Annotated in this window: 17 protein-coding genes and 1 pseudogene; 15 read left to right on the top strand and 3 right to left on the bottom strand. The window is 64.5% G+C overall.

Features of this window, described 5'->3' with window-relative positions:
• Positions 1-6: 6 nt before the first annotated feature.
• The 7 genes and pseudogenes from secY to hisC all read left to right on the top strand — a co-directional run bounded on the left by secY (position 7) and on the right by hisC (position 6,367).
• Complete coding sequence (gene secY, locus HZB49_RS02875) at positions 7-1,338, top strand: preprotein translocase subunit SecY (RefSeq protein ID WP_291608972.1); 1,332 nt, start codon at positions 7-9, stop codon at positions 1,336-1,338.
• 70 nt (positions 1,339-1,408) lie between these two features.
• Positions 1,409-2,299, top strand: coding sequence for an adenylate kinase (locus tag HZB49_RS02870; protein WP_291608971.1), 891 nt, complete (start codon positions 1,409-1,411; stop codon positions 2,297-2,299).
• Positions 2,300-2,507: 208 nt separating this feature from the next.
• Positions 2,508-2,876, top strand: a complete 369-nt coding sequence (rpsM, locus tag HZB49_RS02865; RefSeq protein ID WP_291608970.1) for a 30S ribosomal protein S13 — start codon at positions 2,508-2,510, stop codon at positions 2,874-2,876.
• A gap of 128 nt (positions 2,877-3,004) precedes the next feature.
• Positions 3,005-3,394 carry a 30S ribosomal protein S11 gene (gene rpsK / locus HZB49_RS02860; RefSeq protein WP_291608969.1) on the top strand — a complete coding sequence of 130 codons (390 nt, stop codon included), beginning with the start codon at positions 3,005-3,007 and terminating at the stop codon, positions 3,392-3,394.
• A 135-nt stretch (positions 3,395-3,529) separates the two neighbouring features.
• Positions 3,530-4,549 (top strand): DNA-directed RNA polymerase subunit alpha, encoded by a 1,020-nt coding sequence (locus tag HZB49_RS02855; protein ID WP_291608968.1) that lies wholly within the window; start codon positions 3,530-3,532, stop codon positions 4,547-4,549.
• Positions 4,550-4,693: 144 nt separating this feature from the next.
• The gene (rplQ, locus tag HZB49_RS02850) at positions 4,694-5,113 is read left to right on the top strand and encodes a 50S ribosomal protein L17 (protein ID WP_291608967.1); all 420 of its coding nucleotides are present in this window, start codon (positions 4,694-4,696) and stop codon (positions 5,111-5,113) included.
• 178 nt (positions 5,114-5,291) lie between these two features.
• Positions 5,292-6,367: pseudogene (gene hisC, locus HZB49_RS02845) on the top strand (histidinol-phosphate transaminase).
• A 170-nt stretch (positions 6,368-6,537) separates the two neighbouring features.
• On the opposite strand, the gene HZB49_RS02840 reads toward hisC, so the two are convergent.
• Positions 6,538-7,551, bottom strand: a complete 1,014-nt coding sequence (locus HZB49_RS02840) for a zinc-binding alcohol dehydrogenase family protein (RefSeq protein WP_291608966.1) — start codon at positions 7,549-7,551, stop codon at positions 6,538-6,540.
• 106 nt (positions 7,552-7,657) lie between these two features.
• On the opposite strand from HZB49_RS02840, the gene HZB49_RS02835 reads away from it, so the two are divergent.
• From HZB49_RS02835 to HZB49_RS02825, 3 genes are all read left to right on the top strand, one after another.
• The gene (locus HZB49_RS02835) at positions 7,658-8,035 is read left to right on the top strand and encodes a helix-turn-helix domain-containing protein (protein ID WP_291608965.1); all 378 of its coding nucleotides are present in this window, start codon (positions 7,658-7,660) and stop codon (positions 8,033-8,035) included.
• A gap of 73 nt (positions 8,036-8,108) precedes the next feature.
• Positions 8,109-9,503, top strand: coding sequence for a DegQ family serine endoprotease (locus HZB49_RS02830; RefSeq protein ID WP_291608964.1), 1,395 nt, complete (start codon positions 8,109-8,111; stop codon positions 9,501-9,503).
• A complete protein-coding gene (locus HZB49_RS02825) occupies positions 9,500-10,834 on the top strand; it encodes a replication-associated recombination protein A (protein ID WP_291608963.1) in 1,335 nt (444 codons plus the stop codon). Before HZB49_RS02830 ends, HZB49_RS02825 begins: the two co-directional genes overlap by 4 nt.
• Here HZB49_RS02825 and HZB49_RS02820 read toward each other — a convergent pair.
• Together HZB49_RS02820 and HZB49_RS02815 are read right to left on the bottom strand one after the other, a co-directional pair.
• Positions 10,831-11,031: a hypothetical protein gene (locus HZB49_RS02820; protein WP_291608962.1), complete on the bottom strand. Its 201-nt coding sequence runs from the start codon at positions 11,029-11,031 to the stop codon at positions 10,831-10,833. The genes HZB49_RS02825 and HZB49_RS02820 overlap by 4 nt on opposite strands.
• 27 nt (positions 11,032-11,058) lie before the next feature.
• Entirely contained in the window at positions 11,059-12,000 is a 942-nt protein-coding gene (locus tag HZB49_RS02815) for an alpha/beta hydrolase (protein ID WP_291608961.1), read from the bottom strand.
• Positions 12,001-12,300: 300 nt separating this feature from the next.
• Between HZB49_RS02815 and HZB49_RS30030 the strand changes: the two genes are divergently transcribed.
• The 5 genes from HZB49_RS30030 (at position 12,301) to HZB49_RS02790 (ending at position 17,812) form a co-directional block, all read left to right on the top strand.
• Positions 12,301-12,465, top strand: coding sequence for a type II toxin-antitoxin system RelE/ParE family toxin (locus HZB49_RS30030; RefSeq protein WP_365856435.1), 165 nt, complete (start codon positions 12,301-12,303; stop codon positions 12,463-12,465).
• Positions 12,465-12,755, top strand: a complete 291-nt coding sequence (locus tag HZB49_RS02805) for a Fis family transcriptional regulator (protein ID WP_291608960.1) — start codon at positions 12,465-12,467, stop codon at positions 12,753-12,755. Before HZB49_RS30030 ends, HZB49_RS02805 begins: the two co-directional genes overlap by 1 nt.
• A gap of 67 nt (positions 12,756-12,822) precedes the next feature.
• On the top strand, positions 12,823-14,019 hold the full coding sequence (locus tag HZB49_RS02800; RefSeq protein ID WP_291608959.1) for an RluA family pseudouridine synthase: 1,197 nt from the start codon (positions 12,823-12,825) through the stop codon (positions 14,017-14,019).
• A 104-nt stretch (positions 14,020-14,123) separates the two neighbouring features.
• Entirely contained in the window at positions 14,124-15,341 is a 1,218-nt protein-coding gene (locus HZB49_RS02795) for an amidohydrolase family protein (protein WP_291608958.1), read from the top strand.
• Between the two features lie 374 nt (positions 15,342-15,715).
• Positions 15,716-17,812, top strand: a complete 2,097-nt coding sequence (locus HZB49_RS02790) for a methyl-accepting chemotaxis protein (protein ID WP_291608957.1) — start codon at positions 15,716-15,718, stop codon at positions 17,810-17,812.
• Positions 17,813-17,875: the final 63 nt, after the last annotated feature.

Raw genomic sequence — 17,875 nt, 5'->3', positions numbered from 1 at the left:
CAAGACATGGTCTCGGCAGCAGAACAACTTGCGGCAAACCTCAATTTCTCGGCGCTCGGCAAGGCCGAAGAGCTGAAGAAGCGCATCTGGTTCACCCTGGGTGCGCTGCTCGTTTATCGGCTCGGCACCTACATCCCGCTGCCCGGCATCGATCCCGCCGCTTGGGAGCAGGTGTTCAGATCGCAGGCCGGCGGTATCCTCGGTATGTTCAACATGTTCGCCGGCGGCGGTATCAACCGCATGGCGATCTTCGCGCTGAATATCATGCCGTATATCTCGGCCTCGATCATCATTCAGCTCCTGACCACGGTATCGCCGCAGCTCGAAGCCCTGAAGAAGGAAGGCGAGGCGGGCCGCAAGACGCTCAATCAGTACACCCGCTATCTCACGGTGATTCTGGCGGCGTTCCAGTCCTACGGCATCGCGGTCGGGCTTCAGGGTGCCGGCAACGTCGTCAGCGAACCCGGCCTGTTCTTCCTGTTGTCGACAGCGATCACGCTCACCGGCGGCACCATGTTCCTGATGTGGCTCGGCGAGCAGATTACCTCGCGCGGCATCGGCAATGGCATCTCGCTGATCATTCTCGCCGGCATCGTAGCCGAGCTGCCGTCCGCTCTGGCCAGCATGCTCGAGCTCGGCCGTCAGGGTGCGCTGTCGACCGGTCTGATCCTGATCGTGATCATCATGGCGGTCGCCGTGATCGCCTTCATCGTCTTCATGGAGCGCGCGCAGCGCCGCCTGCTGATCCAGTATCCGAAGCGCCAGGTCGGCAACAAGATGTTCGAGGGCCAGTCCTCGCATCTGCCGCTGAAGCTCAACACCTCCGGCGTCATCCCGCCGATCTTCGCCTCGTCGCTTCTGCTGTTGCCGACCACGGTCGCCAACTTCAACGCCGGCAAGGGACCGGAATGGATGCAGTGGCTGACCACGCAGCTCAGCCATGGCCGGCCGCTGTTCCTGTTCCTGTATCTGGCACTGATCGTGTTCTTCGCCTTCTTCTACACCGCGATCGTGTTCAACCCGACCGAGACCGCGGACAATCTGAAGAAGCATGGCGGCTTCATTCCGGGCATCCGTCCGGGCGAGCGCACCGCCGAATACATCGACTATGTGCTGTCGCGCATCACGGTCCTGGGCGCGATCTATCTGGCGATCGTCTGCTTGATCCCGGAAATCCTGATCTCCTACGCTTCGGTGCCGTTCTACTTTGGTGGTACGTCGCTTTTGATCGTGGTCAGTGTCACCATGGACACGGTGGCGCAGGTTCAGGGCTATCTGCTGGCGCATCAGTACGAAGGACTGATCCGCAAATCCAAACTGCGCGGCCGCCGCCGCTGAGAGGGGACGGCGCGTCGTAAACTTGCAAGCGGGTGTGCGGGTTTCGCTCACCAGGCCGGGGGGCGAAACCATGAGACTGATTCTTCTCGGACCGCCGGGCGCGGGCAAGGGAACGCAGGCCCAGCGCCTGGTGGATAAGTACGGCATCGTCCAGCTCTCGACCGGCGACATGTTGCGCGCGGCCGTGGCCGCCGGCACGCCGGTGGGGTTGAAGGCCAAGGACATCATGGCGTCGGGCGGACTGGTGCCGGACGATATCGTCATCTCGATCATTGCGGACCGCATCGAGCAGCCGGACGCGGCCAACGGTTTTATCCTCGACGGTTTTCCCCGCACGGTGCCGCAGGCGGCGGCGCTGGACGAATTGCTGAAGCAGAAGAAGATGAAGCTCGACGCCGTGGTCGAGCTCAAGGTCAATGAAGGCGCGCTGCTGCAGCGTGTCGAGAATCGCGCCGCCGAGACGCGGGCGCGCGGCGAGGAGGTCCGGGCCGACGATACGCCGGAAGTGCTGGCCAAGCGTCTTGCCAGCTACCGCGCCCAGACCGAACCGCTGATCGACTATTATTCGGAGCGGCGCAGCCTGCTCACGGTCGACGGCATGATGAGCATCGACGGCGTCACCGAGGAAATCAGTCGGGTGCTGTCGGCGATCGGCGCGGGCGCCAAGGGAACTGGCAAGGGAACTGCCAAGGGCCCTGTGAAGGCCGCCAGGGCTCCCCGCAAGCCAGCCAAGGTCAGCCGGAAGCCTGCCGGGGCGGCGAAAAAGGCCGGGAAGAAGACCGCCAAAAAGGCCAAAAAGCCCGCCAAGGCAGCCCGCAAGGCCGCCAAAGGAGCCAAAAAGGCGGCCAAAAGGACGGCAAGGAAGCCCGCCAAGAGGTCTGCCAAGCCGGCCGGGGGGAAGGGGGCTAGGAAGGCCTCAAAACCCGCGAAAAAGGTCACGAAAAGGCGAGCTAAGCGTTAGAATCGGTTGACGAAACCCGCTGGAATCCCCTAATAAGCCCCGCATCCAGATCGGATAGTTATCAGACGATGCCGGGCCCCCGGAGAACCAAGGGGTTAGGGCGTCGTGTTCGCGTTTGTGGACACCTGCCCGAGCTAACCAACACGAAGCGCGACGGCGCTTTAGACGAAATGTCCGGCCGCGACGGCCGGTGACAGGAGAGAAGTCAGTGGCCCGTATTGCCGGCGTCAACATCCCGACCAACAAGCGCGTGCTGATCGCGCTTCAATACATCCATGGCATCGGCCAGAAGAACGCTGGCGAGATCATGGAGAAGGTGAAGATTCCGCTCGATCGCCGCGTCAGCCAGCTCTCCGACCAGGAAGTGCTGCAGATCCGCGAAGTGATCGACCGCGACTATCTCGTCGAAGGCGATCTTCGTCGCGAAGTCGGCATCAACATCAAGCGTCTGATGGACCTCGGCTGCTATCGCGGCCTTCGCCATCGTCGCGGTCTGCCGGTGCGCGGCCAGCGCACCCACACCAATGCGCGCACGCGCAAGGGTCCGGCCAAGGCGATTGCCGGCAAGAAGAAATAATTGGCGAGTAGCGAATGGCGAATGGCGAGTAGGGCAGACCCTATTCGCTATTGGCCACTCACCATTCGCCCATATCGGTGTAGCCGCTGGCATTACGGCGGCGTTTGAGATCACAGGAAAGGTAGTCAATGGGCAAGGAAGCCACCCGCGTCCGCCGTCGCGAACGCAAGAACATCGCCAGCGGCATCGCGCATGTGAATTCGTCGTTCAACAACACGACCATCACCATCACCGACGCGCAGGGCAACGCGATTGCCTGGTCGTCGGCCGGCACGATGGGCTTCAAGGGCTCGCGCAAGTCGACCCCCTATGCCGCGCAGGTCGCCGCCGAAGACGTCGCCAAGAAGGCGCAGGAGCACGGCATGCGCACGCTGGAAGTGGAAGTGGCCGGTCCGGGCTCCGGCCGCGAGTCGGCGCTTCGCGCGCTGCAGGCTGCGGGCTTCACCGTCACCTCGATCCGCGACGTGACCACGATCCCGCACAATGGTTGCCGTCCGCGCAAGCGCCGGCGCGTTTGATTTGTTGAAGTCGCGGGGCGCGGCCGCTCCGGTCCCGCGATGGTTTTTGGAATTGTACGACGCGGACTGATCCGCGATCTCTCCAACGCCGGCGGTTTGAAGCGCAAATCGGCCGGCCCGTATGGGTGAAAAACAGTGACGATCCAGAAAAATTGGCAAGAACTGATCCGACCGAACAAGCTGCAGGTCACGCCGGGTTCCGACGCGACCCGCTTCGCGACGCTGGTGGCTGAGCCGCTCGAGCGCGGCTTCGGCCAGACGCTCGGCAACGCGCTGCGCCGCATCCTGCTTTCCTCGCTGCAGGGCGCCGCCGTGCAGTCGGTGCACATCGACGGCGTGCTGCACGAGTTCTCCTCGATTGCCGGTGTCCGCGAGGACGTCACCGACATCGTGCTCAACATCAAGGACATCTCGATCAAGATGCAGGGCGAAGGCCCCAAGCGCATGGTCGTGAAGAAGCAGGGCCCGGGCGTCGTCACTGCCGGCGACATCCAGACCGTCGGCGACGTCACCGTGCTCAATCCGGACCTTCAGCTCTGCACGCTGGACGACGGTGCCGAGATCCGCATGGAGTTCACGGTCGCGACCGGCAAGGGCTACGTGCCCGCCGAGCGCAACCGTCCCGAGGACGCGCCGATCGGCCTGATCCCGGTCGACAGCCTGTTCTCCCCGGTCCGCAAGGTCTCCTACAAGGTCGAGAACACCCGCGAGGGCCAGATCCTCGACTACGACAAGCTGACCATGACCATCGAGACCAACGGCGCCGTCACGCCGGATGACTCGGTCGCCTATGCCGCGCGCATCCTGCAGGACCAGCTCAACGTCTTCGTCAATTTCGAGGAGCCGCGCAAGGAAGTCGCGCAGGAGATCATCCCCGATCTCGCCTTCAACCCCGCCTTCCTCAAGAAGGTGGACGAGCTCGAGCTGTCGGTGCGTTCGGCCAACTGCCTGAAGAACGACAACATCGTCTATATCGGCGACCTCGTGCAGAAGTCGGAAGCGGAAATGCTCCGCACCCCGAACTTCGGCCGCAAGTCGCTGAACGAGATCAAGGAAGTGCTGGCCCAGATGGGTCTGCACCTCGGCATGGAAGTGCCGGGCTGGCCGCCGGAGAACATCGACGAGCTCGCCAAGCGCTTCGAGGATCACTACTGAGCGAATAGGGAATGGCGAATAGCGAAGGGAAAGAATCCATTCGCTACTCACTATTCGCCACTCGCTACCCAGGGCGAACGCAGGAAGCCCACCTGATTACTTGTCGCTGAACCACCGCGACAGAATTGAAAAAGGAATAGTCAAATGCGTCACGGCAAGGTTCACCGCAAGCTCAACCGCACCGCCGAGCATCGCCGCGCGATGTTCGCCAACATGGCGGCAGCGCTGATCAAGCACGAGCAGATCGTCACCACGCTGCCGAAGGCCAAGGAGCTTCGCCCGATCGTCGAGAAGCTGGTCACGCTGGGCAAGAAGGGCGGGCTGGCGCTGCGCCGCCAGGCCATCTCCGAGCTGCGCGACGTCGACCAGGTCAGGAAGCTGTTCGACACGCTGGCCACCCGCTACAAGGACCGCCAGGGCGGCTACACCCGCATCATCAAGGCCGGCTTCCGCTACGGCGACAACGCCGCAATGGCCGTGATCGAGTTCGTCGACCGCGACGTCGACGCCAAGGGCAAGGACTCCGGCCCGGTGCAGGAGAAGGCCGAAGCCGAAGCGGCGTAAGCCCAACGGCACGAAACTCAAAAGCGGCGCCATCGAGCGCCGCTTTTTTGTGGGCGCGACGGCTGCCGGAATTGTAGGGTGGGCAAAGCGAAGCGTGCCCACCAATCAAGGCACGCTCGCGAAGGTGGGCACGGCGCTGCGCACCTTTGCCCACCCTACGGAGCTATTGGACAGAAGCATGAGCCGGTTCTGGAGCAGCCTGACGCACGACCTGAAGCCGTACGTGCCGGGCGAGCAGCCGCGCATCGCGGACCTGGTCAAGCTCAACACCAATGAAAATCCGTTCGGGCCTTCGCCGCGCGCGCTGGAAGCGATCCGCGGCGAGGCGACCGATACGCTGCGCCTATACCCGGACCCGCAGGCCACCGAATTGCGGGCTGCGCTGGCAGACTATCACCGGGTGGAACCGGCGCAGGTCTTCGTCGGCAACGGCTCGGACGAAGTGCTGGCGCACGCCTTCGCCGCGCTGCTCAAGCACGATGCGCCGCTGCTGTTTCCGGACATCACCTACAGTTTCTACCCGGTCTATTGCCGCCTGTTCGGTATCGCCTTCGACACCGTGCCGCTCGATCGGGCGATGCGAATCCGCGTGGCCGACTATCGCCGGCCGGCCGGGGCGCTCGTCATCCCCAATCCGAATGCGCCGACGGGGATTGCGCTCTCACGCGCCGAGATCGCGACGCTGCTGGAGGAACACAAGGACGCTCCCGTGGTGATCGACGAGGCCTATGTCGATTTCGGCGCGAGACCGCGATTCCGCTGGTCGCCTTGCATCCAAATCTCCTGGTCGTTCAGACCATGTCCAAGTCCCGCGCGCTGGCCGGGCTGCGGGTCGGCTATGCCATCGGTGATGTGGATTTGATCGAGGCGCTCACCCGCGTGAAGGACAGCTTCAATTCCTATCCGCTCGGACGGCCCGCGCAGGCCGGCGCCGTCGCTTCGCTTGCGGACGAAGCCTGGTTTCAACAGGGCCGGACGCGCGTGATCGAAGGCCGCGAGCGGCTGAACCGCGGACTGCAGCAGCTCGGCTTCGACGTGCTGCCGTCCTCCGCGAACTTCGTCTTTGCGCGTCATCCCGCGCATGAGGGCGAAGTCCTTGCCGCCGCGCTGCGCCAGCGAGCTGTGATCGTCCGCCATTTTTCCGCGCCCCGCATCTCCGACTATCTGCGGATCACCGTGGGCACGGACGAGCAGATCGATCGGCTGTTGTCGGCGCTGTCGCACATCCCGGGCCGCGCAAGGGCGAAGGCGTAACCGCCTCAGTCGAACGCGCCGCGCTTTCCCGTGGAAACGTCATTGCGAGGAGCCAACGGGTCGCGCGAACGCGCGCCAGATGACAGGCTCCGCGACGAAGCAATCCATCGTGCCGAAGTCGAAGCATGGATTGCTTCGCTTCGCTCGCAATGACGGGGAGAGAGTGGTGCCTACCACCCCTCCAGCACGATCTTGCCGCGCGACTTGCCGCTTTCCAGCAGCGCATGTGCGCGCTTCAGGTTCGCGGCATTGATCGTGCCAAAACTCTGGTCGAGGGTCGTGCGCAGCACGCCCTTGTCGATGAGGTCGGCGACGTCGTTGAGCAGATGATGCTGCGCGATCATGTCCGGCGTCTGGAACGAGGAGCGCGTGAACATCGATTCCCAGTGCACCGAGATCGCCTTGCCCTTGAAGGCGCTCATGGTGAATTCCGGGGGATCGTCGATCAGGCCGAACTTGCCCTGCGGCGCCATGAAGTCGGCGATTGCTTTGTAGTGCTGGTCGGTGAAAGTGAGGCTGGCCACCAGTGCGACCGGCGGCAGCTTGAGTGCCTCGATCTGCTCCTTCATCGGCTTGCCGTGATCGATCACCGCATGCGCGCCGAGATCGCGGCACCATTGCTGCGACTCCGGCCGGGTCGCGGTGGCGACGACGGTGAGGCCCGTCAGCCGGCGCGCCAGCTGGACCAGGATCGAGCCGACGCCGCCGGCGCCGCCCGTGATCAATAGCGTGCGCGGATCGAGGCTCTTGCCGGGCACCGCGCCGAGCCGGTCGAACAGCAATTCCCAGGCGGTGATGGAGGTGAGGGGAAGGGCTGCGGCCTGCGCGAAGGACAGCGATTTCGGCTTCTGGCCGACGATGCGCTCGTCGACCAGGTGAAACTGCGAATTGGTACCCTGGCGCAGGATCGAGCCGGCGTAGAACACCTCGTCGCCCGGCTTGAACAGGCTGACATCGGGCCCGACCGCATCGACCACACCGGCCGCATCGAAGCCGAGGATCTTGGTTTCGCCCGCCGGCGGCGCGGCGCGCTTGCGCACCTTGTAATCGACGGGGTTGGCGGAGATCGCCTTCACGGCGACGCGGATGTCGCGCCCCCTGGGTTCCGGCTTGGCAGCTTCGAAATCGATCAGGGAATTGGCGTCCTCGACGGGCAGCGACTTCTGGTATCCGACGGCCTTCATTCATGCCTCCTGTGGGTGGCGAATAACTGTCGGGCTGGCATCAACTTGGCAAGTACTGTAAATTTGGGGAACTAGTCCCTGTTTGGATACTATTGGAAAATCACCGATGAAGCGGCGGAATTTTGCGCACCGGCCGGGCTGTGCGGTCGAGGCCACGCTCGACCTGATCGACGGCAAGTGGAAGGGCGTGATCCTTTATCACCTGCAGGGCGGCACCCAGCGCTTCGGCGAGCTGCGCCGGCTGATGCCGGGGATCACCCAGCGCATGCTGACCAAGCAGTTGCGCGCGCTGGAGGACGACAAGCTGATCGTCCGCACCGTCTATGCCGAGGTGCCGCCGCGGGTCGAATACCGCCTTTCCGAGGTCGGCGAGAGCCTGCGGCCGGTGATCGATATCCTGAAGGCCTGGGGCGAGAGCCACCGGGAACGGCTGTCTTGCGGGCCCGATCCCGCGACCGTGCAACTGCCCGGCCGCGCGGCGTGATCGCTGCCGTTTGACTTCTCCGGCCCGGGCGCCGCGACTATATCTGACGTTGGGATTCACAAGGTTTTTGACGATGCTGAACCGCTTCATCGCCGCCACTCTGATCACTGCCGTGCTGGCCGCACCGGCTTTCGCGCAGGATCGCCGCGCGCCGTCCTCGGCGGCCGAACTGCGGCTGTCCTATGCGCCGATCGTGCAGCGCGCGCAGCCGGCGGTGGTCAACGTCTATGCCGCCAAGACCGTGCAGAACCGCAACCCGCTGCTCGACGATCCGATCTTCCGCCGCTTCTTCGGCGTGCCCGGCAACAAGCAGCCGGAACAGATGCAGCGCTCGCTGGGCTCCGGCGTGATGGTCGACGCCTCCGGCCTCGTCGTCACCAACAACCACGTCATCGAGGGCGCCGACCAGGTGAAGATCTCGCTCTCCGACAAGCGCGAGTTCGAGGCCGAGATTGTGCTGAAGGACAGCCGCACCGATCTCGCCGTGCTGCGCGTCAAGGACGGCAGGGAGAAATTCGCCACCCTCGACTTCGCCAATTCCGACGAACTCGTGGTCGGCGACATCGTGCTCGCGATCGGCAATCCCTTCGGCGTCGGCCAGACCGTCACCCACGGCATCATCTCGGCGCTGGCGCGCACACAGGTCGGCATCACCGACTACCAGTTCTTCATCCAGACCGATGCGGCGATCAATCCCGGAAATTCCGGCGGCGCGCTGGTCGACATGACCGGGCGGCTGGCCGGCATCAACACCGCGATCTTCTCGCGCTCCGGCGGCTCGCAGGGGATCGGCTTTGCCATTCCTGCCAACATGGTTCGAGTGGTGGTGGCTTCCGCCAAGAGCGGCGGCAAGGCGGTCAAGCGGCCCTGGCTCGGCGCAAAGCTGCAGGCGGTGACGCCGGAGATTGCGGAGACGCTGGGTCTTCGGGCGCCGAGCGGCGCGCTGGTCGCCAATGTCGCCCCGGGCAGCCCGGCGGCGCGGGCAGGGCTCAAGCTGTCCGACCTGATCGTTGCGATCGATGGACAGACCGTCGAGGACCACAATGCGTTCGACTATCGTTTTGCCACCCGTCCGATCGGCAGCAGCGCGCAGATCGACGTGCAGCGCGGCGGCAAGAGCGTCAGGATCACCATTCCGCTGGAAGTCGCGCCCGACACCAACCGTGACGAGATCACCATCTCCGCGCGCTCGCCGTTCCAGGGCGCGCGCGTTGCCAACATCTCGCCGGCGGTCGCCGAGGAGCTGCGCATCGACAGCAATGCCGAAGGCGTCGTCGTGGTCGAGCTCGAGGACGGCGCGCCGGCCGCCAGTGTCGGCTTCCAGAAGGGTGACATCATTCTGGCGGTGAACAACCAGAAGATCGCCAAGACCAGCGATCTCGACAAGGCGGCGAAGGCATCGTCGCGGCTGTGGCGCATCGTCGTGGTGCGGGGCGGCCAGCAGATCAACGTCACGCTCGGCGGATGAGCCCGAAACGACCCCAGGCGTCGCCGAGCCTCTTTGCCGCGGCAGGGATGGAGCAGGATGCGCCGCATCCGCTGCCCGACCGCCTGCGGCCGAAGAAACTTTCCGAGGTCGTCGGCCAGGATCACATTCTTGGGCCCGACGGCGCGCTGACGCGGATGCTGGAGACGCGCACGCTCGGCTCGCTGGTGTTTTGGGGGCCGCCCGGCACCGGCAAGACCACGGTGGCGCGGCTGCTGGCTGACGCCACCGAGTTGCATTTCGAGCAGATCTCCGCGGTATTTTCCGGTGTCGCGGACCTCAAGAAAGTGTTCGACGCCGCGCGCGCCCGCCGCGAGACCGGCAAAGGCACGCTGCTGTTCGTCGACGAGGTGCACCGCTTCAACCGCGCGCAACAGGACTCTTTTCTGCCCGTGATGGAGGATGGCACGGTGGTGCTGGTGGGCGCCACCACGGAAAATCCCTCCTTCGAGCTCAATGCGGCGTTGCTCTCGCGCGCCCGCGTGCTGGTGTTCCACTCGCTCGATCCGGCTGCGATCGAGAAACTCTTTGCGCATGCGGAGGCAATCGAGGGCAGGAAGCTGCCGCTCGATGCCGAGGCGCGCGCCGCACTTGCCCGCATGGCCGATGGCGACGGCCGCGCCGCGCTGACGCTCGCCGAGGAGGTCTGGCGCTCCGCGCGCAAGGACGAAATCTTCAACGCCGCGCAGTTGCAGGACATTTTGCAGCGCCGCGCCCCGATCTACGACAAGTCCGCCGACGGCCACTACAACCTGATTTCGGCCCTGCACAAATCGGTGCGCGGCTCCGATCCCGATGCTGCGCTGTATTATCTCGCCCGCATGCTCGACGCCGGCGAGGACCCGCTGTTCCTGGCGCGACGCGTGGTGCGCATGGCGGTGGAGGACATCGGGCTAGCCGACCCGCAGGCGCTGGTGATTGCCAACGCCGCCAAGGACGCCTTCGACTTCCTTGGGTCTCCCGAAGGCGAACTCGCGATCGCGCAGGCCGTGGTCTATTGCGCCACCGCCCCCAAGTCGAATGCGATGTATGCCGCCTTCGGTGCCGCGATGCGCACGGCGAAGGAGGCCGGCTCGCTGCTGCCGCCGAAGCACATCCTCAATTCGCCCACGAAGCTGATGAAGTCCGAAGGCTACGGCGCCAACTACGAATACGACCACGACGCGCCCGACGCGTTCTCGGGCCAGGACTACTTTCCGGAAGCGCTGGGACGGCGGACCTTTTACGATCCGCCCGAGCGCGGCTTCGAGCGCGAGATCAGGAAGCGGCTGGACTATTGGGCCAAGCTGCGCCGCGAGCGGGGCGGGGACTAGGACTGGCCGTCCTTCGCGCGCTTTCTCAACTCGGCGAAAGCGCGGCCGGCGAAGCGGCCGAGCTTGGTCGCGGTGGAGTCGAGTTCGTCGGCGTGGTTGGTACGGCCCGACTCGAACGCGGTAAACCAGCGGCGGAAGCGTGCGAACTCTTCCGGCGGCAGCTTGGCAACGGCTTCGGCGATTTCTTCGACCTTCATGAGTATCCTCTCGGCGGCGGTCTTGCGCTATTTCCCCGTCTTCACGAACTCCAGGATCTGGTCCGTCAGCCGCGTATCGGCGGTGTTGATGGCATAGACTTCCGACATGTGGCTGTGCTGCGGCAGCATGAAGCTTTTCGCGCAGCCATTGGCGCCCTTGCAGGTCGCCTGCTTCATCATTTCGTACTGCTCGATGAAGCGCGGCGGATCGAGTTCGGCTGCCGTGATCATGAGCGGTGTCTTGCTCTCGACCAGCCCCTTCAGCGAGGAACGCTCGGCATGGCGCGACGGGTCGGAGCCGAAATAGGCGATCTCGGGATCGCCGAGCGGCGAGCCGGTGAGGTCGTAGATGCCGGATACCATGATGGCGCCGGCGAGTCCGCCGCCTTTCACCTTGTGCAGTTCCGGATGCGAGACGTAGCCCGCGACGTGGACGGCGCCGGCCGATTGCCCCATCAGGTAGATGCGCGCGGGATCGCCGCCGCGCTCGGCGATCTTCTCGCTCACCCATTTGACCACGGAGGCGAGGTCTTCGGCGCCGGCCGGCCAGGGCGAGGCAGGTGCGAGGCGATAGGTGGTGTTGACGCCGACGAAGCCGTTCTTCGCCGCCCACAGCATGATGTTGTCGTAGAACGGGCTGCCGGGATTGCGCTTGTTGCCGCCGACGAATGCGCCGCCGTGGACGAAGATCAGCACGGGCCGTGCAGCGGCGCTTGTGTCGGGCACGAAGACGTCGAGGAGATGCCGCTCGGCCGGACCGTATTTGACGTCGCGCTCAACCTTGACGCCGGCATATGGCTCCTTCTCCTGCATCGGCGCGTACAGCGCAGCCGTCTTCGGGGGATCGATGACGCGGCCGAGTTCAAGCAGCTTCCAGGCAAGGTCTTCCGGCATCGGGCCCTGCTGGGCCGATGCGGTGCCGGTGAGGAGGATGGCTGTGATGGCAAGCCAATTCTTCAACCCGACCATTCCGGCATCCTCCGCTTCTTGTGTGCTTTGCCACAGCATGGCCGATCCGGCCTGCGATTGGTACTGGTCGGAGGCCTTGCAAATATGTGCCAAAAATGGCACATAATCGACGGATCAGATGATTGATCGTACGAAAAAGCTCCCTGCGCGGTTCTATGTCAGCCAGACAGGCCGCAATCCGGTCCGCGAATGGATATTGGAGCTACCTCCTGAGGACCGGCGCACGGTTGGCAAGATGTTCAGAAGGTCGAATTCGGCTGGCCGATCGGTCGCCCGTACTGCGCTCCGCTCGGTCACGGATTGTGGGAGGTCCAAAGCGATCTCGACAGCAACCGGATTGCGCGAGTTATCTTCTGCATGGGCAACGGCGAGATGATTCTGTTGCACGCCTTCATCAAGAAGACGCAGAAAACGCCGAGGCAGGATATAGAACTCGCGCTGAAGCGAAAACGAGAGGTGACGTGATGGTCAGGAAAAAGGCGCGGGTCAGCAAGGAAACGTTCGATGAATTCCTCGCCGAACAAGGCATGCTTGGAACGTGCGAGGAGCGCGCCATCAAGGAGATCATTGCCGAGCAACTGGTAGATGCGATGAAGGCGCAGGGCCTCACCAAGAGCGCGATGGCGGAGCGCATGAAGACCAGCCGGCGTCAGCTCGATCGTCTGCTCGACCCGTCCACGCCTTCGGTCACGCTCGAAACGTTGCGCCGCGCTGCAAATGCCGTCGGTCGCACGCTGCGGGTGGAACTGACTTAACTCAAGCACGATTGTGGGCCGATCGCTCACACACTATGCCCAATCACCCAGAAGGCCCGGGATTGCAATGAGCCGCCGTATCAAGAGATCACAACCGAAGCAGCGTGCTCGCACCGAGCGTTCGAGCGACGCACGGCCGCATCGCGCCGCGCCGAAGGGCGACCGCGTGCCGGGCCACCGGCCGGGCGGAAGCCAGCCGCCGCGCCTTGCCGAACCGCGGCGCGAGAAGCCCGCGCCTGCTCGGGCCGAGGCAAAGCCCGAGCCGCAGCTCCCCACAAAAGTGCAGACCGTGGTGGTGACATCAGACGAGAACAACATGCGCGTCGACCGCTTCCTCGAAGCACGCTTCCCGGGCCTTTCGTTCTCTCACATCCAGCGCATCGTCCGTAAAGGCGAGCTTCGCGTCAACGGCAAGCGCGCCGACAGCAAGGACAGGCTCGAGGAGGGACAAAGCGTGCGCATCCCGCCGCTGCGGCTCGATGCGCCGAAGGTGGCTGGTGCACTTTCGGAGGCCGCGCAGAAGACGCTGACCGCGCTGAAAGAGATGACGCTGTTCGAGGACGACGACGTCCTCGTGCTGAACAAGCCGGTGGGTCTCGCCGTGCAGGGTGGCTCCGGCATCACGCGAAACGTCGATGACATGCTGGAGGTGATGCGCGACGCCAAGGGGCAGAAGCCCAGGCTGGTGCACCGCATCGACAAGGAGACCTCGGGCTGCCTGCTGGTGGCCAAGACGCGCTTTGCCGCCACGCATCTGACGGGTGCGTTCCGCCAGCGCTCGGCGCGCAAGATCTACTGGGCGCTGGTCGCCGGCGTGCCCAAGCCGAAGCAGGGCCGCATCTCGACTTATCTCGCGAAGGAAGAGAGCGAGGACGACACCATCATGCGCATCGCCGAGCATGGCGACGAGGGGGCGAGCCATGCGGTCACCTACTACGCCGTTGTCGAGACCGCCGCGCAGAAGCTGGCGTGGGTCTCGCTGAAGCCGGTCACCGGACGCACGCATCAACTGCGCGCGCATATGGCGCATATCGATCACGCCATCGTCGGCGACCCCAAATATTTCAACAAGCAGCAATGGGATCTGCCGGGCGGCCTGCAGAACCGGCTGCACCTGCTGGCGCGGCGTATCGTGATCCCGCATCCCCGCGGCGGCGTGATCGACGCCACCGCGCCGCTGCCGCCGCACATGCAGCAGTCCTGGAATCTGCTGGGCTTCGATGCCAAGCGATTCGATCCGATCGAGAACGCGCCGGAGGAGTGACGGGAACGGCGTTCGCCACGCCTTGAGTGCAGCAATATCGGTCAAGGCAGCGTCGTGCAATTCCTTTAGCTTCCGTGCCGCAGTCGTTCGAAAAGGTCTTGCTCATGCCCCGGAATTGGCTCCGCGCCGCGCTTCTCTGTTGTCTTGCCGCTTTGCCGGGCGCTGCCGCGCACGCCCAGGTGCTGGTGCTGAAAGGCGGCAGCGTCTACGCCTCGCCCGAGGCAGCGCCAATCTCCGATGCGGTGATCGTGACATCGTCGGGCGCCATCGCGGCAATCGGCCGCTCCGGAGAAGTCCAGATTCCGGCGGATGCGCTCGTGATCGATTGCACGGGAAAGACCATCGTCGCCGGCTTCTGGAACAGCCACGTCCATTTCACGGAAGCGCCGTGGAAGAACGCCGCCAACGCACCGGCCGGACCGCTCACTGCGCATATGCAGGCGATGCTGACGCGATGGGGTTTCACCGCCGTGTGGGATCTCGGTTCCAACCCGGCCGATCTGCTGCCGTTGCGCCAGCGCATCAACGCAGGCGAAGTGCCCGGCCCCGCCATTTTCTTCGCCGGCAGCATCTTCCCCAAGGACGGTCATCCCGCCTATCTGCCGCCCGAAATCCAGCTCCCGGAGGCCGCCACGCCCGAGCGGGCAGCGCAGCTGGCGCGCACCTACGGGCAGATGGAGCTCGACGGCGTCAAGCTGTTCACCGGTTCCTACAAGGGTGAGGACAAGCCGGTCGTCAACATGGACGCAGCCATCGCCAAGGCTGCCGTCGATGTCGCGCATGCCAAGGGAAAGCCGGTGTTCGCCCATCCGCAGAATACGGCCGGCATTGACGCCGTGATCGCGGCCGGGGTCGACGTGATGGCGCACACGGTCACCCGTCAGCCCGGTTACACGGCGGAACAGCTCGCCCATTTCAAGCAGCAGAACGTCGCGCTCACGCCGACCTTGTCGCTATTTGCCAAGCTCCCGGTGCCTGCGGCGATCAGCGCCCGCATCGTCGATAACGTCGTCGGCCAGCTCAAGGCTTTTGCCGACAATGGCGGGACTGTCCTGTTCGGCACCGACGTCGGCTTCACCCAGATCTACGACACTACGCTCGAATACGAGTTGATGCGCCGCGTGCTCACCGAACGGCAGGTGCTGGCCTCGCTCACCACTGGTCCCGCGGGCTATTTCAAGGCCGCGAAGAAGGGACGGGTGGAGCAGGGTTTCGATGCCGATCTCGTGGTCCTCGACGGCGACCCGATTTCGGATGTGCGCAATCTCGCCAGGGTCACCGCGACCATCCGCGCCGGACAGGTGATCTACCGGAAGCCTTGATGCGCCGCCGGCGAGCAAAGAGCGCACCGCAACCCGCAGTCGCAATAGGCATCAAATCGGGTTGATCCCGGACAAGCCGGCTGTCGAATTTTCGAAGCCGGGTCCGCAATAACACGGACTTTGGCAGGCGCGCATTAAGCCTTGGCAAAGCGTTTCACGAATAGATTCTCGGTGCTCGCTCCCGAGAAGGCTTGCGCCGATGAGTCGATGACTCCCGGCGTGCGTTCGCCAGCGTCGGGTGCCTGCATCGGACTTCGCGCAACGGCGCGCGAGGACTTTTCATTCGAAATCTCCATTTCGCTTGACGGAAGCGCTTGTCCCCGTGGGTTGCGGGCCGCTCCGCGTCCGAAGCCTCGCAACCGGGGACTGGTTACATGAATCTGAGAATTGGAACTGTGCTCCCTTCGATCATCTCGGCGCTGGCCATCATGGCGGTGGTGTCTGCCGGATTTGCCGCCCGGGAAGCATGGGTTCGCCGAGAGAAGTCCGACGAATTCCTCAAGGTCAACCGGATCTCCCAACTGTTGTTGCGCAGTGCCGGCCAATGGGCGGTCGAACGCGGGCTGACCAACGCCCCCCTGAAATCGCCCGATCTGGTTCCCGCGGAGCGTCGCGCCGAGATCGTCAAGACCCGTGCCGTCGCCGATGAGGCGTTTCGCGAGGCGGTGAAGCTGCTGCGAACCGTCCCCGCGATAAAGAGTGCCGAGACCCAGATTGCCGGGGCCGAAACAGCCATGCGGGCATTCGAGGCATTTCGCGTCAAGGTCGATGCGAGCTTCGACAAGCCCGGATCGGAACGGCCGGCGGAAGTCGTGGATGGTTTTGCACCTGGTATCACCAGCCTGATCGAGGTTGCCGCCAACAGATTGCGGCTGACTCTGGAAACGCTGACCACGCCGCCGACGGCGAGCCTGGCCCAACTCGTGAGCAACCGGCATCTGACGGCGCTGATGGCGGAAAATGCGGGACGGGAGCGCGCCTTCGTCGGCGGCATCATTTCTTCCCGCGCCAAGCTGACGATGGACAGGATCCGGGTGATCGCGCGCGCCCGCGGCCAGGTCGAGCTTGCCTGGGAGACCGTATCGGCGATGCGCCAGCGCAGCGGCGTTTCCGGCAAAGTCGCCGAAGCGCTCGCAGGCGTGGATGGCGAGTATTTCACCAAGTATGGGGTGGTCCGCGATGGCGTCTTTGCCGCCGGGGAAAGCGGAGACTACAAGATCTCCGCCGGCGAGTTCGTCGCGCGTGCGACCACTGCCATCAATTCCATCCTCAAGCTGGCGGAAGCGCTGGGCAGTGCGGCCGATCAGGAAGCCGCAAACGAGGCGTCGGAAAGCGCAACCAGCCTGATCATCAACGGCGCCGTGCTGCTTGCCAGCATCGTCCTTGCGCTCGTGAGCTTCTGGGTGGCGTTCCGCCGTATCGTGGGGCCGCTGTCCGGATTGACCCGCGGCATGAAGGAGCTTGCCGCTGGGAATTTCGGCGTGGTCCTTCCCGGACTCGGCCGCAAGGACGAAATCGGCGACATGGCGGAGGCGGTCGAGACCTTCAAGATCAGGGCCGAGGAGAAGGCGCGCGAGGAAGCCGACGCAAAGATGAAACAGGACCAGATCGCCGCGCAACAGCGAAAGGCGGACATGAACAGGCTTGCCAACGAGTTCGAACAGGCGGTCGGCCGTATTGTCGAGACGGTGTTCTCCGCCTCGAGCGAGCTCGAGACTTCGGCCGGCTCGCTGACAGCCACGGCCAATCGCGCCCAGCAGCTGAGCACGACGGTTGCAGCAGCTTCCGAGGAAGCCTCGACCAACGTGCAGTCGGTTGCGTCGGCGACCGAGGAGCTGTCCTCGTCCATCACCGAGATCAGCCGGCAGGTTCAGGAGTCGGCGCGCATGGCGGGCGAGGCCGTCGGCCAGGCACGTACGACGAGCGAGCGCGTCAGCGAACTGTCCGTTGCGGCCGCCCGCATTGGCGACGTCGTCGAGCTGATCAACACCATCGCCGGGCAGACCAACCTGCTGGCGCTCAACGCGACCATCGAGGCTGCGCGTGCCGGCGAGGCCGGCCGCGGTTTTGCGGTGGTTGCCTCGGAAGTGAAGGCGCTTGCCGAGCAGACCGCCAAAGCGACAGGCGAGATCGGCCAGCAGGTTTCCGGCATCCAGGCCGCAACCCAGGAGTCGGTCGGAGCGATCAAGCAAATATGCGACACCATCGACAGGCTGTCGGAGGTCTCTTCGACGATTGCGGCCGCGGTGGAAGAGCAGGGCGCGGCCACCCAGGAAATCGCCCGCAATGTGCAGCAGGCGGCGATGGGAACGCAGCAGGTCTCGTCCAACGTGGTCGACGTCCAGCGCGGCGCGGTGGAGACCGGATCGGCGTCGTCACAGATCCTGACCGCGGCACAGTCGTTGTCCGGCGACAGCAACCGCCTGAAGCGCGAAGTCGTCCAGTTCCTGGATTCGGTGCGGGCCGCCTAGCGCACGAGCGGTATCGCCCGGCGGATCAGGTTCCGTCGATCGATCCCGGACGCAGCCGGTTCC

This window comes from Bradyrhizobium sp., from assembly GCF_016219575.1.
Lineage (GTDB): Bacteria > Pseudomonadota > Alphaproteobacteria > Rhizobiales > Xanthobacteraceae > Bradyrhizobium.
This window is presented reverse-complemented; position numbering and strand designations above follow the sequence as displayed.

What these genes read in the sequence shown, in the direction of transcription:
- secY (WP_291608972.1), top strand. Translation starts at nt 7, where the DNA reads ATGGTCTCGGCAGCAGAACAACTTGCGGCAAACCTCAATTTCTCGGCG.
- HZB49_RS02870 (WP_291608971.1), top strand. Translation starts at nt 1,409, where the DNA reads ATGAGACTGATTCTTCTCGGACCGCCGGGCGCGGGCAAGGGAACGCAG.
- rpsK (WP_291608969.1), top strand. Translation starts at nt 3,005, where the DNA reads ATGGGCAAGGAAGCCACCCGCGTCCGCCGTCGCGAACGCAAGAACATC.
- rplQ (WP_291608967.1), top strand. Translation starts at nt 4,694, where the DNA reads ATGCGTCACGGCAAGGTTCACCGCAAGCTCAACCGCACCGCCGAGCAT.
- HZB49_RS02840 (WP_291608966.1), bottom strand. Translation starts at nt 7,551, where the DNA reads ATGAAGGCCGTCGGATACCAGAAGTCGCTGCCCGTCGAGGACGCCAAT.
- HZB49_RS02835 (WP_291608965.1), top strand. Translation starts at nt 7,658, where the DNA reads ATGAAGCGGCGGAATTTTGCGCACCGGCCGGGCTGTGCGGTCGAGGCC.
- HZB49_RS02830 (WP_291608964.1), top strand. Translation starts at nt 8,109, where the DNA reads ATGCTGAACCGCTTCATCGCCGCCACTCTGATCACTGCCGTGCTGGCC.
- HZB49_RS02825 (WP_291608963.1), top strand. Translation starts at nt 9,500, where the DNA reads ATGAGCCCGAAACGACCCCAGGCGTCGCCGAGCCTCTTTGCCGCGGCA.
- HZB49_RS02820 (WP_291608962.1), bottom strand. Translation starts at nt 11,031, where the DNA reads ATGAAGGTCGAAGAAATCGCCGAAGCCGTTGCCAAGCTGCCGCCGGAA.
- HZB49_RS02815 (WP_291608961.1), bottom strand. Translation starts at nt 12,000, where the DNA reads ATGGTCGGGTTGAAGAATTGGCTTGCCATCACAGCCATCCTCCTCACC.
- HZB49_RS02805 (WP_291608960.1), top strand. Translation starts at nt 12,465, where the DNA reads ATGGTCAGGAAAAAGGCGCGGGTCAGCAAGGAAACGTTCGATGAATTC.
- HZB49_RS02800 (WP_291608959.1), top strand. Translation starts at nt 12,823, where the DNA reads ATGAGCCGCCGTATCAAGAGATCACAACCGAAGCAGCGTGCTCGCACC.
- HZB49_RS02795 (WP_291608958.1), top strand. Translation starts at nt 14,124, where the DNA reads ATGCCCCGGAATTGGCTCCGCGCCGCGCTTCTCTGTTGTCTTGCCGCT.
- HZB49_RS02790 (WP_291608957.1), top strand. Translation starts at nt 15,716, where the DNA reads ATGAATCTGAGAATTGGAACTGTGCTCCCTTCGATCATCTCGGCGCTG.